The organism is Flavobacterium sp. GW821-FHT11G01, assembly GCF_058808175.1.
Genome location: NZ_JBXARK010000003.1, coordinates 239,688 through 256,861 on the forward strand (window position 1 = coordinate 239,688; position 17,174 = coordinate 256,861).

Genomic DNA, 17,174 nt, shown 5'->3' on the forward strand with positions numbered 1-17,174 from the left:
CTCCTAATTTTAAATTAAACGATATGGGAAATCATTTTAAAAAATTTAAAGAATTACACAATCAGTCTGAACCCTTATTGATTGGGAATGTTTGGAACGTTCAGAGTGCAAAAAAAATGGAGAACACGAGTATTAAAGCCATTGCTACATCGAGCTATGCAATTGCAGAAATGCTTGGTTATGCTGATGGGGAAGAAATGAGTTTTGAGGAATATCTATTTATTATAAAACGCATTGCAGCTTCAGTAACTTTACCATTTTCTGTAGATTTGGAAGCGGGTTATGGAAAAACTCCTGAAGAAATTGCAACAAACATTAAAGAATTGTACAAAATAGGTGTTTCCGGAATAAACATCGAAGATTCTATAGTTGAAAATGGAGTTAGAACAATGGTAGATGCTGAAACGTTTTCTGAAAAAATTAAAGCAGTTGTTCAAGAACTATTAAAAGAAGATATAGAGATATTTATCAATCTTCGTTCGGATGTTTTCCTGTTAGGAATGCCCGACAGTCTGATTGAAGCCAAAAAAAGAATTAGTATTTATGAAACTACTGGTGTTCATGGATTATTTTTTCCTTGTGTGACAAAAATCGAAGATATTTCAACGCTTACAAAAACGACTACACTACCACTAAACGTAATGTGTATGCCTGATTTACCAGATTTTAAAGCACTACAGAATGCAGGAGTAAAACGAATCAGTATGGGGAATTTCTTAAACAGTAAGATTTATCAATATTTAGAATCTGAAGTTGAAACAGTATTGAAAAACCAGGATTTTAGAAGTGTATTTTAAAACAAAGTGACTCCATAAATAAAAAAAAACACCAACTTTTTCAAGTGGTGTTTTTTTATTTATAGTTCTAACGAAACCGTTTTTGAACCATTTTAGAAGATACTAAAAATTAGTATTTACTTTTTTAGAACGATCTGCAATGTGTGAAATAAGCCAGATTGTTTGCCCATCTTTTACAAAGTATATTTTTTTTGTTTCTAAATTTGGAATGCTTTCCAGACAGCTTACAAGTATGTTATTTGCTGAAATAAGGTATTTCTGGTCATACGTGCTCAAAACTCTGGCTGCTTCTTTGTTGGTTTTAGAAAGGGTAGTGAACTTGGTGAAATTATTTTTCAGGATCGCATCGTAATTAAGAACATCTTCCATACTTAAAGAAACATAATGCTCTTTAACGTTTTCATTATAATATAGTGTTGCAAAAGCCCAGACAGCTCCGCCTGATAAATAGATTTTATCTTTTTTTAATAAAAGAGGATTTTTGTCAAGTAAATCTTTGATCTTCTTACGCAAAACCGAGTTAAAGTCAAAAGATTTTTCCTGATATACTGACATATCATTCGCCTGATTTTGATTAGCAACCGTTTTTTGTACAGCATCAGTAAGTGTCATTGTACCGAAATCAAGTTCCAAAGGTATAAACTCTAATTTGTCATCTTCAAGTTCATCGATGTATCCTCCTTTGGTAGTTTGAGCGCCTATATCAAGCAAGAAAGCGTTAGCGTAATCTACTGGCGGTATAGCACCTTTAACCAGCGTTTTAGGTTCTTCGTTAACATTAAGAATAGAAAGACTTTTCTGAGTTAAGGAAGTGATTTTATTTTTTAAAACGTCAACATTGCGGGCAGAAGAGAAAACTGGAGCGGCGACTATAAATATATTTTCTTCAAGAAGCTTGAACTCCGTTTTTATTTTCTTCAATTGATCAGCAACTGTAATACTAGCTTTGTCAATATCTTCCTGGGTAAGTTCGCCATTAGCTGTAATATGATCGGCAAAGCTAAATCTCTCAGTTGCGAAATACAAAATATCATAATCAGCTTTCCTGATATTATTTACATCCAGAACAGAAACTTTTATAGCTCTGCGCCCGATTTCAATTCCGGCATAAAGATTTTTTTGAGCAAATGAATTAAGAGAAAAAAATAAATTTAAAAGAATAAAAACTAGAATTTGGGATTTGTTTTTTTTAATCATTGGATTTAATTATGGTTATAATATAAATTTTTTTTGAGTAAAACCCGAAAAAGTAATTGATTACAAGGCTTAAAATACTTCAAAAAAAATATTAAAAATAAGATCGCAAATTTATAAAATCATTTAGTAATATATACCAGTTATGCAGAAAACATAGCATTTAATTAATATGAGATTATTGTAAAGTCAATAAGATCGGATTTACATTTCTAATCTATTGATAAAGAATAGCAAACGTTAGGAATTTAATAAGTCAGAGCGGGTAAAATCTTGTGAATTTTTAAATTTACATGTGCTAAATTGTATAAAATTATTGATTTCGCATATTTTTCTATTCCATTTAAATTGTAAATCGCTTAAAAATCAGCTGCCTTTTTATGTTTTGTGAATTATTTTTGACTTGCAAAACTGGCGTTATTTAATAAAGATTCTTATTTCATCGGAAGGACAAAATTAGTGTTAGAAATGAATTTATTTCATAAAAAAAGCTTCAGAGAAAATCTGAAGCTTTAATTAACAACTAACAAAAAATGGTTGAATTTTATTTATCGTTATTACTACAGTAATTTATTTTAAACCTTAAAAACCAATTTGTTTTTGTAAAAAATCCAAAGGATAATAGACCAAAAAATAGCATAGGCAATTGCATAAGCCAATGAAGAGTTTAAAGGGTTTTCAAAACAAGGCACTATCCAGTGGTTGTAAATTAAACTTTGAGCATTAATTTCTTCAGTTGGTATTTCCGGATTTTGAACTTTAATAGCACTCATCACCCTTGGAATTATACCTGAAAAGAAAAATACAATCATAGGATTTACGCCCCAGATTAAAAACAGTTTAGCCCATTTTTTATAGTTTGAAATGTCTATAATGTAATATAAAATAGTCAGACATACTGTTGCAATACCCGCAGTATACAGGACATAAGAACTCGTCCAAAGTGATTTATTGATTGGAAAAATGATATTCCAAAGTAAACCTGCTATTACCAGCACAACTCCTGCAATGGCCGTTTTTTTTGCAATTTCAATTTTAGGAATTTGTAAGTTCAGTATCTGCCCTATAAACATTCCAAGAATCCCTGTTCCAATAGCAGGTAATGTGCTTAGAATTCCTTCCGGATCCCAGGTTTTAGAAGCGATCCATAAATGTCCATTTAGCAACAAATTATCTAACCAGGCAGCAAGATTAGTACCTTTTTCAAAATTGGCAGGACCAAATCCGGGAACTGGAACAAAAGCCATTAAAAGCCAATAACCAATTAAAATTGAAGCAGCAACTATAAGTTGGGTTTTCAAATTTGTTTTCAAATACAAAATAGAAGTAAAGAAATAAACGATTCCTATACGTTGTAAAACTCCAGGGATTCTGGTATCTTCAAAATGTTCAAGACCACTGTAAGCCAAAGAAATTAAAGCGATAAAGATCCCGACAGCGAGATACGTTTTTACTTTTAAACTGAAATTTCCCAAAAGGGCATAAGCTACTGCAAATGCAATGACCAATCTCACTCCTAATAATGGAATTCCTTCCAGACCAAATAAATGGATTCTGCTGAAAACGCTCAAAAACAATCCCAAACAGAAAATTCGTAACGAACGAACTAAGATTTTATTAAAAACGGCTCCGTCAAAATGTTTTACCGGCATTGCAAAAGGAATCGCAGTTCCCATTATAAAAACAAAAAAAGGAAAAACTAAATCAGTAGGAGTGCAGCCATGCCATTCGGCATGCTCTAAAGGCGGATAAATCGCAGCCCAACTTCCCGGGTTGTTGACAATCGTCATCAGTAAAATAGTAAATCCTCTAAATACATCCAGCGAGGTTAAACGTTCTTTTGTCATTGGTTTGGTTTTTTTAGATAATAGATTTTAGAAGAAAGAGGCAAGAAGCAAGACTTTTGCCTTAAATTATTTTATGATTGCGTCTTGAATAATCTGCTGAATTTCTTCGCGAATTTTTCCTTTGGCTAATTTATTTTCGTCATTTACCACTTCTGGGTATGTTCTGTTGGATAGAAAAACATAAACAATTTCTGTTTCCGGATCTACCCAGGCCATGTTTCCTGTAAATCCGGTATGGCCAAAACTTGCTTCAGAAACACAGTTGCAAGTTGGTCCGCCTTTACCAATTCTTTTATCAAAACCTAAACCTCTTTGAACACCTTTATCTTTGTAATAACAAGTATTAAAGGCATCGAAAGTTTGTGGTGAAAAATATTGAATGCCGCCGTAGTTTCCTTTTTGTAAAAACAATTGCATCATTTTGGCAACATCCATAGCATTAGAAAAAATTCCGGCGTGACCCGCAATTCCGCCTTCCATTGCGGCTGCCATATCGTGAACATATCCCTGAATTACCTGATGTCTGAAATAAGTATCAATTTCAGTAGGAGCAACATTGCTTTTGTCGAATTTAAGTAACGGATTATAAAGTGTATAATTCATTCCCAAAGTGCTGTAGAAATTTTCTTTGCTCAGCTCTTCTAGTTTTTTATGTGTCTTTTTTTCTAAATATTCTTTTAGAATAATGAACGTGAAATCACTGTATTTGTATTCTTTTTTAAGAGACAATGGAGTATCAGCAATAATCTTCATAATCGTATCGTGATAATCATTTCTTATATAAAGACTGTCTGCCACTTTTGTTGTATAACCAATTTCGGCTATTTTACGATAATATTTTTGAGAAGGCTGATTGTTATTGTCTAAAGTAGCTTTGTAAAACGGAATCCACGCCTGAAGTCCTGCGTAATGGTTTAGCAAATCTTTAAAGATGATGTTTTCTTTATTTGTTTTTGCAAAAAAAGGAACCATATCCTTCAATTTGGTATCTAAAGTCACTTTGTTTTTATCGTACAATTGCATCACATTTGGCAATGTCGAAATCATTTTTGAAATCGAAGCCACATCATACAAATCGGTGTTGGTTACTTTTTTTCCGTTGTCGAAGGTTTGTGATCCGTATGATTTCTGGAAAATTACATTTCCTTTTCTGGCCACTAAAACCTGCATTCCTGGTGTCATTTTTCCATCAATCGCTTTTTGCGCTACAGCATCTATTTTTGAAAGAATTGCTGGATTCATATTGACATTTTCAGGAGCGGTAAAAGCCAGACGATTTATTTTTTCGGTCGTCAATCCGTCATTTACTTTGAAAGAATTATTAATCGAAACGGGTAGTTTTCCTTTGGCTTCGATGGCTCCAAAAAGTAATTCGGCAGAAACCACTTGACTAATATCAGAATTTTGATAAGAAACCACTAATCCTTCAATATCTTCAAAATCAGTAATCGATAATAAGGAATAAGGTTTGGCAAAAACGTCCAAAATTACTTTGTTGTGTTTGGCAATTTCTTTCAGCCAAAGCATTTCTGTTAAGGTAAATTCTTGTTTTTCCCAAGGTTTATTTACTTTATGAAAGCTAATAATAACCTTGTCAAACTTTTTCAATTCCTGATTCAGGCTGTCAAGATTGTTGTCTTTAATTTCTGTGATTTCCGTATATTTTTTTAAAGTAGAAATAAAAGCACTGTTCGTATCATCGCCTAATTTTATGTAAGCAATTTTTTGATTCAGTTCTTTTATCGGAAGTATTTCTTTTTCATTTTTTAAAACGGTAACTGCATTTTCGTATAATTGATAATGCAAAGCATCATTTTGGGGCGGATTAAGATCATTATAAATATTGGTCATATCAATGGGCTTATAATGATTTAATCCCGCTTTGTATTTATAATGCAGAATCTTTTTAACAGAATGCGCTAAACGTTCTTCGGTTATAATATTGTTTGCATAAGCTTCTTCTAATTTTATAACCGCTACCGGAACATTTTCTGGACACAATAAAATATCATTTCCGGCCAAAAGCACTGCAATTTCTAATTCTCCTGGGCCTTTAAAATTACTGGCGCCTTTCATAGCTAAACCATCGGTGAAAATTAAACCTTCAAAACCTAATTCTTTTTGAAGAAGATTCGTAACCACATTATAAGAAGCCGAAGAAGGTAAATTTGGAGTTGACTCTAAACTCGGAATATTAAGATGCCCCACCATAACCGATACTAAACCTTCATCAAATAGTTTTTTATAAGGATACAATTCGACTAAATCAATTCTTTCTTTTGAAAAATTAACCAAAGGCAATGCGTGATGCGAGTCAGTAGAGGTGTCGCCATGTCCGGGGAAATGTTTTCCGGTACTGAAAACGCCCTGACTCTGCACGCCTTTCATTAAAGCAGTTGCTTTGTTGGCTACGTTGACTTTGTCTTCGCCAAAAGAACGGTTTCCGATAATTGGGTTTTTAGGATTGGTGTTGATGTCCAAAACGGGAGCAAAATTGAAATGGATTCCAATTCGCTTGTTTTCATTGGCCATGTTTCGGCCCACTTTTTCAATTAAATTTAAATCTTGAATCGCTCCCAAAGTCATGTTCCACGGATAACGATAAGTAGAGTCTAAACGCATGGCTAATCCCCATTCAGCATCAATTCCGATGAACAAAGGCACTTTTGCTTTTGACTGATATAAGTTGGTCAATTTTGCCTGACGAACGGGACCGCCCTGAAAAAAGATAACGCTTCCTACTTTATATTCTTCAATTAAATTTTTTACTTGATTGACGTGAACAGAATCTCTGTTTGAATAAGCCGAAACCATAAACAATTGTCCCACTTTTTCACGAAGTGACATTTTGCTGTAAATGCTGTCAACCCAAACGGTTTCTTTATCTGAATCTTTGAAAAAAGTTTTTTTTGCTGATTTATCAGCTTGATAAACAACGGTATCTTTTAATGGAATATCTTTTTTTGAATCTGTAACTGCATTGTTTTTTTTGACAGCGCAATTGGTGATTAAAAATAAAAATGAAGCACAAAGGCTGATCTTTATGATGTAATCTTTCATAATAGTATTTTTTGAATCAATTGAAGATTAACTTTTAACTTCAATTGATTAGTAAATTAGTTGTGTTTTTAAGAAGCTTAAAAACTTATTTTTTCGCTTGTACGAGAACTTGTAAGGTATAATCCTAAATAGGTTATTAATCCGTTTACGACGATTAATTCATTATCGAAAACGTATCCAGAGAATAACAGTTTCGAATTTTCATTTATTAAATAGGTGAGGAAAGGAGCGGCCAAACACATTAACGGCACCAATTTATCATTGACATTTCTTGATTTTTGAAACAATCCAAAAGCATATAATCCTAATAACGGTCCATAAGTATAAGAAGCGACTTTGAAAATCATTCCAACAACAGAACTATCATTGATTGTGTTGAAAATAATAATCACAAAGAAAATCAATACCGAAAAGCTGATGTGTACCAAATGTCTCGTTCTAACCGTATTTTTTCGGGTATTTTCACTTTTGTCCATTCCTAAAAAATCAACACAGAAAGAAGTCGTTAAAGCTGTTAAGGCCGAATCTGTTGTGGCAAAAGTCGCCGCGATAATTCCGAGTAAAAATACAATGGCAGGAACAACGGCTAAATGATTTAAGGCTATTTCAGGGAAAAGTAAATCGGTTCTTGGTTTGCCTGTGATCAAATCAGTTGGAACTGCAATTCCGTTTTTGTTTGCATAAATGTAAAGTAGTGCGCCAACACTTAAAAAGAAAATATTGATGACTACAAAGATTCCAGTAAAAGTGAACATATTTTTTTGTGCTTCGCCAATGTTTTTGCAGCTCAGGTTTTTTTGCATTAAATCCTGATCAAGTCCAGTCATGGCAATGGTAACAAACATTCCGCCTAATATTTGTTTGATGAAATGGAATTTACTTCCGAAGAAATCATCAAAGAAAAATATCTTAGAATAATTACTGTTTTTTACTTCTTCAAATGCACTAACCGCGCTTAGATCCATACGATCGCAAATGAAATAAATGGTAAGAAAAACCGATGTTACGAGGAAAAATGTTTGTAAAGTATCAGTAATAATAATCGTTTTTAATCCACCTCTGTAGGTATAAGAGAAAATAAGAATTAAAGAAATTAATACGGTAAAAGCGAACGGAATATGATAGAAATCAAACACAAAACGCTGCAATACAATAACCACTAAATAAAGTCTGAATGCTGAACTTATGGTTCTGCTGATTAAGAAAATTGAAGCGGCAGTTTTGTAGCTGTAAACTCCCATTCTTTGTTCAATATAACCATAAATTGAGGTCAGATTCATTCGGTAATACAATGGCAGCAACAGTTTTGTGATTACGATAAATCCTAGCGCATTTCCTAATACAAACTGAAAATATTTAAATTGTTCACCACTTGGTGCGCCAACTTCTCCAGGAACCGATATAAAGGTCACTCCGGAAAGCGCTGTTCCAATCATACCAAAAGCAACTAAATACCATTTTGAGTTTTTATTGGCTGTAAAAAAAGCATCATTTCCGCTGTCTTTTCTGCTCACCCGGTGTGAAATGTAGAATAATGTCCCGAAATAAATGATAATAAGAAGAAGGATGGTACTTGGTGTCATTTTATAGTTTTGGTGTTTTTTTATAAATTATATAAAACGGGTATATTTTAATTAGACCTAACAGATTTTATAAAATCTGTTAGGTCACCGTTAAATAACCAAAAAATGAAAATTCTATTTTTGATTTGTATAAATCTATAAAAGATTTTAATAGTATGTTTTTAGATTTGCAGAATTTTATTTTTGTGCCAACAAAACAGCTCTTACACTTTTGTGTTGTTGCAGTAATTCTTCGGCTAAATCATATTCAATTTCAAGTTCTTCCATAATCATTTTGATACCGCGTTTTACTAATTTTTCGTTAGATAACTGCATGTCAACCATTTTGTTGCCTTTTACTTTTCCTAATTTTATCATTACCGAAGTAGAGATCATGTTTAAGGTCAGTTTTTGAGCTGTTCCGGCTTTCATTCTGGTACTTCCGGTTAAGAATTCCGGCCCCACAATTACTTCAATCGGATGATCTGCTTCCTGAGCAATAAGTCCGTTGCTGATACAAGAAATACTTCCTGTTTTAACATTGTGTTCCTTCGCTTTTTTCAAAGCTCCTAAAACATAAGGTGTATTTCCGGAAGCTGCAATTCCAATAATAAAATCCAAGCTTGAAATTTCAAATTTCGCTAAATCTTTCCACGCTTGTTCAGTATCATCTTCGGCATTTTCAACTGCTTTTCTAATTGCGGTATCTCCACCAGCAATAATTCCGATAATCATATCATGTGGCACACCAAAAGTTGGAGGACATTCTGATGCATCTAAAATTCCAATTCGTCCGGAAGTTCCCGCTCCAATATAAAACAATCTGCCGCCAAGCTGCATCTTTTTTACAATCGCTTTAACCAGTTTTTCAATTTTAGGAATCTGCTCTTCGATAATGTGAGGCACTTTTTTGTCCTCTGTATTGATGTTTGTAAGAAGTTCTTTCACACTCATTTGATCCAAGTCTTTGTACAAAGATTCTTGTTCAGTTTCAGGATTTTTATTTTTCATTTTTCTTTTTTTTTGATTTTTGAAACAGCAGATTTTGTGATATTTATGCTTTCAATAATTTGTATAAGGTTTCTCTATTTTGATAAAAAATAGTCAATTTAGAGTTACGAAACAGTTTTGTTTAATAGAGTAAATATGCTTTTCTCATGATTTGAAAAGCTTTCAGATCTTTTTTCCAGGTTTCTCGAATGTCTTTTTCTGAAACTCCGGATTCAATTTGCTGCTGCAGTTTTTTTGTTCCGGCAAGTTTTGTAAAAAAAGCATTGAAAAACTTCGTTTTATCACTGGTATTTTGATAGGCTTTAATGAGCCATTTTAATTCTAATTGATTTAGTTTAGGATAACTCGTTAAATCTTCACCAAAACATTCTTTCCCATTATAAAGCGGATCTTTGGCTCCAAAATTAGGTTTCGGAGTAAAACTGAAATTGGTTTTTGTCAAGTATGGAGAACCATAAATTTGAAATTGCTTTTCGGTTCCTCGTCCCACACTTACATTTGTTCCTTCAAAAAGGCATAAACTGGCGTATAGATTTATGGATTGATCGTTTGGTAAATTAGGAGATGGTTTTACCAGTAAACTGTATTCCATTTTTCGATTGTAATTAACGCAGGGAATAACTGTCAATTTGCATTGTACAGCATTTTTTAGCCATTTTTCTCCGTTTATCATTTGTGCATATTCGCCAATCGTCATTCCGTGAAGAAGCGGAATAGGGTGCATGCCGACAAAACTGGTGAATTCTTTTTCTAAAAGCGGACCGTCAACAATACTTCCGTTAGGATTTGGGCGGTCAAGAATTATAAGCGGGACATTATTTTCTGCGCAAGCTTCCATTACGTAATGTAAAGAAGAAATATAGGTATAAAAACGAGCGCCTACATCCTGTAAATCGAAAATCATAATATCGATTCCGGCTAATTGTTCCGATTTTGGTTTTTTATTGTCTCCATAAAGCGAAATTATAGATAAACCGGTTTTAGGATCTTTTCCGTCAACAACATGTTCGCCTGCATCTGCAGTTCCTCTAAACCCGTGTTCAGGAGCAAAAATGGTTTGTATTGAAACTTTTTTCTCTAATAAAAAATCTACTACATGAGTTTTGTCGGACAAAATTCCGGTTTGATTGGTGACGATTCCTATTTTTTTATCTTTTAAAAGCGGTAAGTATTTCTCATAATTATCAGCTCCGGTTTTAATTGCAGGAGGATTAATTGTTGCCGTACTGCTTTTTGTCACCGTTGAAAGTGAATTAGAATAAGAAGACGTAAAGATGAAAGAAGTTACAATAAGAACACTTTTTGCTATGAATTTTATCATTGTAATTACAGTTAATAGTTAAGGCAAAAATGGACCAATAAAATTAGTTATTATTTGATTGCTATTTGATGTTTTTTGATTGTAGTAGTGTGGTATTGTAGAAAAGGGTATCTGATTTTTTCAGATTGAAATTCTATTTTGTCTGTCACTCTATGCGAATAAAAGACTTTTTAAATACTGCCTCTGGTAGATTTAGGTTCCAGAGGCAGTTTTAATTATTTAAAGGGCAATTTGTTTATTTATGAATTTGGAATTACCAACCTGGGTTTTGTTTTAAAGTTACACCCTCTGCAGCGTATAAACTAATATCATTGGTTGGAATTGCACTCAAGTAATTTTTTGGTGATACAAATGCTCTTGTTACACCTGCTGCATAAGGAAGTACATATCCGTCTGAATTTACTTTTGTTTTAGAATTAGTTCCTATCAAAGCAACTATTTTAGCTCCTAAAACAACATCTGGATTAGCATTACTGTCCAAATAATCTCCTTTTTTCCAACGCATAAGATCTTCTTTTCTCATGGTAGTCCAACTCATAAACTCAATTCTGCGTTCACGACGAATCTCCCATATAATTGGATTAACAATTCCTGCTTTTTGCTCTAATGCAGTTGTTCTTTGCGGATCATTTATTTGTACTCCTCCAGCGCTGGCATTTGTACCATCTGTAGTTAAAATAGCTATTCCTGCACGTGTACGAACTTTGTTAATTGATAAATTAAGATCATTATTAGTAATTGTACCTAATTCTGCACAAGCTTCAGCGTAATTCAAATAAACCTCACTTAATGTGAAAACCGGAGCATCAATTTGATTTTGTCCACCTGTTGTAACCTCTGTACCTGTTGTAGCAGGGTTATTGTACAATTGAAATACATAACCTGTGATAGAGGTCAAACCATTAAAAGGTTTGTCAGAATAGGCATAATCTGCTGTACTAAAAGCTTTAGCAAATCTTGGATCTCTGTTCGCAAAAGTATTGGCAATATTGTTATCACCCAAATATTGAGCATTGCCAGCTTGTTTGATCGGTAGTCCATTAGTAGTTACATAACTTTCTGCAGCAAATTTTGTCAATCCGTTTTGAACAGTAGATGTATTGGTGTACGATTGTACTGAATTTCCTAAAACACCTTTAATGTATCTTTTTGTTAAAATTACTTCAGTATTTCCTAGTAGCTCAACAGAATTGTAAAGTGCTTTCCAATCTGCGTTTAGTTTGTAAGCGCTATTATTCATTACAGCTAAAGAAGCTTCTTTTGCTTTCTGAAGATAAGCATTTCCATTCTGTGCCAAATTGTACTTTCTGTAAGTACCTTCACCTAAACATACTCGGCTTAATAATGCATAAGCAGTATATTTATTTACAGTAACGTTATTATCATCAACGTTTAATAACATTGGAATTGCTTCTTCTAAATCTTTAATTACATTGTCTATAACTTCTGCTCTCGATAAAGCTGGTTTATATACATTAGCATCACCTTGAGCTAAATACATGTCTGTATATGGCACATCACCAAACTGCTGTGCTAAACGAAAATAAGTATGAGCTCTAAAAAACTTTGCAACCCCTAAATAGTGATTTTTTTTCACCTGATCCATAGGTACATTAGGCACTCTTTGTATCATAAGATTACAACGACGAATCAAAGTATAATATTCGTTCCAGTTTACGTTAGTTGCATTTGCAGCCGTCGGAAAGTTAGTAAATACGTTATTAGCCAGGTTGTCATCTATTAATCCTGTAGCCGCATGAAAATAAAAGTCAGCTGTAACACCAGTATTATTTCCGTACCCATTAAAGGTATTATAGTTTAACCAAGAATATGTTTTTACGTTATTTTCTGAAGTCCAAAAATTGTCATCTGAAAACACATCTTCAGGAGGTGTATCCAAAAAATCTGAGCAGCTAACAGCCAGACTTGCAAAAGTAAGCAAGGCAACTGATAGTTTTATCCTGGAGTTTGTTATTAATTTTCTCATTTTAATTATTTTTTAATTTTTAAATACCTTTTTTAGAACGCAAGTTGTATACCAACTGATATTGTTTTAGAATAAGGGAAAGTTCTTCCCCAAACCGCTTCAGTTTCATTAATTTCAGGATCTACTGGCAATTTACTGCTTTTCCAGGTAGCTAAATTTAAACCTGAAACGTATGGTCTGATTTTATCGATTCCAACTTTTTGGGTAATACTTTTAGGAAAAGTATATCCAATAGTTACTGATTTTAGACGTAAATAAGACATGTCTAACAAATAACGTGTTTGCGCAACAAAGTTATTTGATCCCTGTGCATAAGTTCCAAAAGCATTACCAGAATGTCCAGGGTATGGATTAGGGAAATACGCATCGGTATTTTGTGGTGTCCAATAGTCATTCTGGTTCTCATACATAGCATCTGTTCTGTTGTAGAATGGCAATATTAAGTCAGAAGTTGCCCAATATTCGCGTTTTCCAACTCCCTGAAAGAAAGCGTCAATATCAAATCCGTATAAAGCACCACCTAGACGAACTCCATATTGGTAACGAGGTGTTGTATTTCCAATAACTTTTAAATCTCCTGGGTTAGTAGCCGTTCCATCTCCTCTTGAGATTACTCCGTCTCCGTTTAAGTCCTTATACATTACATCTCCAGGGCCATATTTAAAAGTACCTGTTCTTATGTTTTTATAATCAACACCATTTACGATTAATCCTGTTGCATCAATATTATCTGTAGATTGAATTAAGCGGTCTGTTTCTAATCCCCAGATTTCACCCAATTTTTGACCAGCATAAAAAGAGGTAGTACTGATTAATTTAGAAGTGTTATTCCATTCCGTTACTTCTGTAGTATTGTCTGAAAGGGTAAGATCAGCGTAAACACTTATATCTTTGTTTATGTTTTTATTAAAGTTAAGTGCTAGTTCCCAACCAGTTGTTCTTAAATTTCCTGAGTTTGTATTGGCAGCAGCCTGACCAAATGAACCTGGAAGCGTTTTACCTGGAGCTAACATTCCTTTGGTATCACGTTGGTAATAATCAAAACTTAAACCTAACATATCAAAGATACGAATATCTATACCTACATCTTGAGTAGTTACTTTTTCCCATGTTAAATTCGGATCAATGTTTGATGGTTGATTAACAGAAGGAGGCACAGTTGCACCACTACCTACCCAAAAAGGGTTAGAGTTAGTCATAGTTGGTAAAAAGGCATTGGCAGCAATATTTTGATTTCCAATTGAACCAACAGATCCACGAATTTTCAAATCATTTAACCAGCTTTTTGTACCTGTCATGAAACCTTCTTCTGAAATTCTATATCCAACAGAAGCAGAAGGGAAGAATCCCCATTGCTCATCAGTAGGGAATTTTGATGAACCATCATAACGTCCGTTTATTTCCAATAAATATTTTCCTTTGTAATCATAATTCACACGTGCAAAAAATCCGGCAATTGCGTATCTTGATAAACCTGGGTTTAAAATTGCAGTAGAAACAAGAGGTGAAGTAAATTGATCACCAATAGCTAAATTAAACTCTGGTTTGTTTTTATCTAAAAGTGTATTTCTACGAGCATACGTTCTTTCAAAATCATACCATTCTGAGTTCAAACCACCTAATACTTTAAAGTTATGGTTTTCTCCTAATGTTTTGGTGTAATTTGCATAAACATTTGCTACATTTCTTACATAAGATGATTTGGCTTGAGCAACAAAATCATTTGCAGTTTCCATTGATGTCGGTTTTCCTGAAACTAAGTCAGCTGCACTTGTCCACCAGTCCCAAAGCGGTACCTGACCACCATTCATCTTAAGGCTTGAAAAATTATTATTTATACTATATTCCCCAATTATATTGAAGTCTTTTGTAATTTGAGCGGTAAGTTTTCCACTTATCCTCATATCATTTGACTTATTTTCATTTTGACTTGCGTTTGCCATATAACCTGGCGCATGTCTGAAATAAGTACCATTATAAGTACCATATGGGAAATAAGACCCCCAACGCATATAGTATCCAAAATATCCATTACCCTCGGTATCAAGACCACTGTTATAGTAGTTAAAAGGAGAGTCATATTCCTGGAAAGTTCCTAATACTTTAAAATCTCCGGTAAGCCAGCTAGCTAACTGTGTAGTCATACCAAGGTTAAGATTGAATCTTTTGTTGGTTTCGTTATTGATTTTCATTACACCTTCTTGGTTAGAAAGACCTAACGAAACAATAAACGAGCTTTTTTCACCCAAAGAACCCTGAGCTGATAAATTGTGAAGCGTTTGTGTTGCATTCTTTTTTAACATTTCATCATGCGGATTCCAAATTCTGTAAAAATATTCTTTTCCACCAATCACATCAAAATCTTCTCCCAAAATCATATTTTTGTCATTAGGGTTTCTTGTAGAAGCGTATTTTTCCTTCCAGTTAATGATACCAGGCAATAATGTTTTGTAGTTCATACCAAAAGATTCCGGATTCGCATTACCAGCTCTGGCTTGTGCCTCGATCATTGCCGGAAGCTCTACAGTAGGATCATTAAAATTAACCAAAGAAATTGGATTGCTCCAGCCTGTATTGTTGCTATAAGCGAATCTTACTTTTCCTTTTGCATTTTTACCACTTTTAGTAGTAATTAATATAACTCCAAATGCAGCACGTGCACCGTAAATAGAAGCAGAAGCAGCGTCTTTAAGTACAGACATTGATTCTACATCTTCTGAATTTAATAATGACAAATCGCCTGGAACACCGTCAACTAAGATAAGTGGTGATCCTGTAGCTACTCCATTTACAATAGTTCCGGCACCACGAATATTAACATTTGATCCTTTGCTTATATTACCTGAATTAAAAGTAATATTAAGTCCGGGAGTAGTTCCTTGTAAACCTCTTGTGATGTCTGTAATAGGAATACTTCCTAAAGCTTTTTTAACATCTACCTTAGCAACTGCTCCAGTAAGATTTGCTTTTTTCTGAGAAGAGAATCCCACTACAACTACTTCATCCAATTTTGAAGTACTTTCTACAAGAGAAACAGTAAGTTTTTGTTGTCCTTCAATTTTTACTACCTGAGTTTCAAATCCCATGTAGCTAAAAGTTAGACTACGTCCTGGTGCGATACTGATGTTGAAATTTCCGTCAAAATCAGTTGTTGTACCATTTGTAGTTCCCTGTATCTGGACTGTAACTCCCGGTATAGGAATTCCATCCTTTTGGCTTTTTACAGTACCAGTAATTGTTTTTGTTTGTCCAAACGACGCTTGAATAAACAAAACCAATAATGAAATAAGGAATAATTTTTTCATAATTATTTTGGTTTTTTTTAATGGTTGTTGAGCAAATATATTTATTTATTGCATACAAATGCAATATTTTGTGTTTTATTTCTAAAAATTACTTAAATAACGCAAAATAACGCAAATTTTATGTGTTAATTTTTTCTGTTTTTATTTTTTTATCTTAAAAATGCAAACTATTGCAGTTTCTGATTAATCCCACACTTTCAATAGAATTATTTGATATATTTGTCCTGAATTTTAACTTTTTAAAAAATGCTGAAAGCCGAAAGACATAAATATATAATGACTAAGCTTGTTGAAGAACAGAGGGTTGTGACAACTGATTTGGCTTTGGCTCTGGATTTATCAGAGGATACTATTAGAAGGGATTTAAACGAACTTGACGGCAAGAAACTACTGGAGAAGGTGTATGGCGGGGCAGTACAGGTTAAAGAAAAATCTGCTAATGTTTTTGATATACATATTTCAGAAGAAGAAGAAAAAAAGCAGATTGTTACAAAAGCATTATCGTTATTGCATGATGACCAAGTTATTATAATGAGTGGAGGAAGTACAAATTTAGTATTCGCAAAACTTATTCCTTCAGATTTAAAAGCTACAATATATACATATAGTCTTCCAATTGCAATGCAGTTATCTCAACACCCTAATATTGATTTAATATTTATTGGTGGGAAAATGCAAAAAAACGCAATGGTAACAATCGGTATAGACGTGATTCAGGTGGTGTCTAAAATTAAGGCTGATATTTGTTTTATAGGTGCGAGCAGTATTAATATTAAACAAGGACTTACCGAGGTTGGTTATGAAGTTTCAATGGTAAAAAAAGCAATGATAGAGGCTTCTGACAGAGTTATTTCGATGTTTTCTTCAGAAAAATTAAATACAAAAATGCCTCATGTTGTCTGCGATTTGAATCAATTAGATACCATCGTGACGAATTTAAATCCTGAAGACACAAGGCTCGAAGAGTATCGAAAATCAGGCGTTTTTATATTGTAATTTAAAACTCATTCAAACTAGTGTGCGTTTTTTTGCGTTATTTTAATTTTATTTTGTTAAATAACGCAAAATAATGTACTTGTTTTGTTTTTTG

At 33.4% G+C, this 17,174-nt stretch carries 10 protein-coding genes; 2 read left to right on the forward strand and 8 right to left on the reverse strand.

Annotated features, from left to right (window positions below; translation table 11 throughout):
* The first annotated feature begins 23 nt into the window (after positions 1-23).
* Positions 24-797, forward strand: coding sequence for an isocitrate lyase/PEP mutase family protein (locus AC1RRN_RS08135; RefSeq protein ID WP_492966823.1), 774 nt, complete (start codon positions 24-26; stop codon positions 795-797).
* Positions 798-899: 102 nt separating this feature from the next.
* On the opposite strand, the gene AC1RRN_RS08140 is transcribed toward AC1RRN_RS08135, so the two are convergent.
* The 8 genes from AC1RRN_RS08140 to AC1RRN_RS08175 form a co-directional block, all read right to left on the reverse strand.
* Positions 900-1,994, reverse strand: coding sequence for an exopolyphosphatase (locus AC1RRN_RS08140; RefSeq protein WP_492966824.1), 1,095 nt, complete (start codon positions 1,992-1,994; stop codon positions 900-902).
* A gap of 572 nt (positions 1,995-2,566) precedes the next feature.
* Positions 2,567-3,838, reverse strand: coding sequence for an acyltransferase family protein (locus AC1RRN_RS08145; RefSeq protein WP_492966825.1), 1,272 nt, complete (start codon positions 3,836-3,838; stop codon positions 2,567-2,569).
* A 66-nt stretch (positions 3,839-3,904) separates the two neighbouring features.
* Complete coding sequence (locus AC1RRN_RS08150) at positions 3,905-6,898, reverse strand: serine hydrolase domain-containing protein (RefSeq protein ID WP_492966826.1); 2,994 nt, start codon at positions 6,896-6,898, stop codon at positions 3,905-3,907.
* A gap of 77 nt (positions 6,899-6,975) precedes the next feature.
* Positions 6,976-8,481 (reverse strand): sodium:solute symporter, encoded by a 1,506-nt coding sequence (locus AC1RRN_RS08155; RefSeq protein WP_492966827.1) that lies wholly within the window; start codon positions 8,479-8,481, stop codon positions 6,976-6,978.
* Positions 8,482-8,658: 177 nt separating this feature from the next.
* Positions 8,659-9,471 (reverse strand): N-acetylmuramic acid 6-phosphate etherase, encoded by an 813-nt coding sequence (murQ, locus tag AC1RRN_RS08160; RefSeq protein WP_492966828.1) that lies wholly within the window; start codon positions 9,469-9,471, stop codon positions 8,659-8,661.
* Positions 9,472-9,592: 121 nt separating this feature from the next.
* Positions 9,593-10,792 carry an exo-beta-N-acetylmuramidase NamZ family protein gene (locus AC1RRN_RS08165; RefSeq protein ID WP_492966829.1) on the reverse strand — a complete coding sequence of 400 codons (1,200 nt, stop codon included), beginning with the start codon at positions 10,790-10,792 and terminating at the stop codon, positions 9,593-9,595.
* 253 nt (positions 10,793-11,045) lie between these two features.
* Complete coding sequence (locus AC1RRN_RS08170; protein ID WP_492966830.1) at positions 11,046-12,779, reverse strand: RagB/SusD family nutrient uptake outer membrane protein; 1,734 nt, start codon at positions 12,777-12,779, stop codon at positions 11,046-11,048.
* A 32-nt stretch (positions 12,780-12,811) separates the two neighbouring features.
* Complete coding sequence (locus AC1RRN_RS08175) at positions 12,812-16,084, reverse strand: SusC/RagA family TonB-linked outer membrane protein (RefSeq protein ID WP_492966831.1); 3,273 nt, start codon at positions 16,082-16,084, stop codon at positions 12,812-12,814.
* Between the two features lie 246 nt (positions 16,085-16,330).
* Here AC1RRN_RS08175 and AC1RRN_RS08180 point away from each other — a divergent pair, with 246 nt between their 5' ends.
* Complete coding sequence (locus AC1RRN_RS08180) at positions 16,331-17,080, forward strand: DeoR/GlpR family DNA-binding transcription regulator (RefSeq protein WP_492966832.1); 750 nt, start codon at positions 16,331-16,333, stop codon at positions 17,078-17,080.
* Positions 17,081-17,174: the final 94 nt, after the last annotated feature.

Bases quoted from the DNA above. Each gene is read 5' to 3' on its own strand.
- AC1RRN_RS08155 (WP_492966827.1), bottom strand. From the start codon at position 8,481: ATGACACCAAGTACCATCCTTCTTCTTATTATCATTTATTTCGGGACA.
- AC1RRN_RS08150 (WP_492966826.1), bottom strand. From the start codon at position 6,898: ATGAAAGATTACATCATAAAGATCAGCCTTTGTGCTTCATTTTTATTT.
- AC1RRN_RS08165 (WP_492966829.1), bottom strand. From the start codon at position 10,792: ATGATAAAATTCATAGCAAAAAGTGTTCTTATTGTAACTTCTTTCATC.
- AC1RRN_RS08135 (WP_492966823.1), top strand. From the start codon at position 24: ATGGGAAATCATTTTAAAAAATTTAAAGAATTACACAATCAGTCTGAA.
- AC1RRN_RS08175 (WP_492966831.1), bottom strand. From the start codon at position 16,084: ATGAAAAAATTATTCCTTATTTCATTATTGGTTTTGTTTATTCAAGCG.
- murQ (WP_492966828.1), bottom strand. From the start codon at position 9,471: ATGAAAAATAAAAATCCTGAAACTGAACAAGAATCTTTGTACAAAGAC.
- AC1RRN_RS08180 (WP_492966832.1), top strand. From the start codon at position 16,331: ATGCTGAAAGCCGAAAGACATAAATATATAATGACTAAGCTTGTTGAA.
- AC1RRN_RS08145 (WP_492966825.1), bottom strand. From the start codon at position 3,838: ATGACAAAAGAACGTTTAACCTCGCTGGATGTATTTAGAGGATTTACT.
- AC1RRN_RS08140 (WP_492966824.1), bottom strand. From the start codon at position 1,994: ATGATTAAAAAAAACAAATCCCAAATTCTAGTTTTTATTCTTTTAAAT.
- AC1RRN_RS08170 (WP_492966830.1), bottom strand. From the start codon at position 12,779: ATGAGAAAATTAATAACAAACTCCAGGATAAAACTATCAGTTGCCTTG.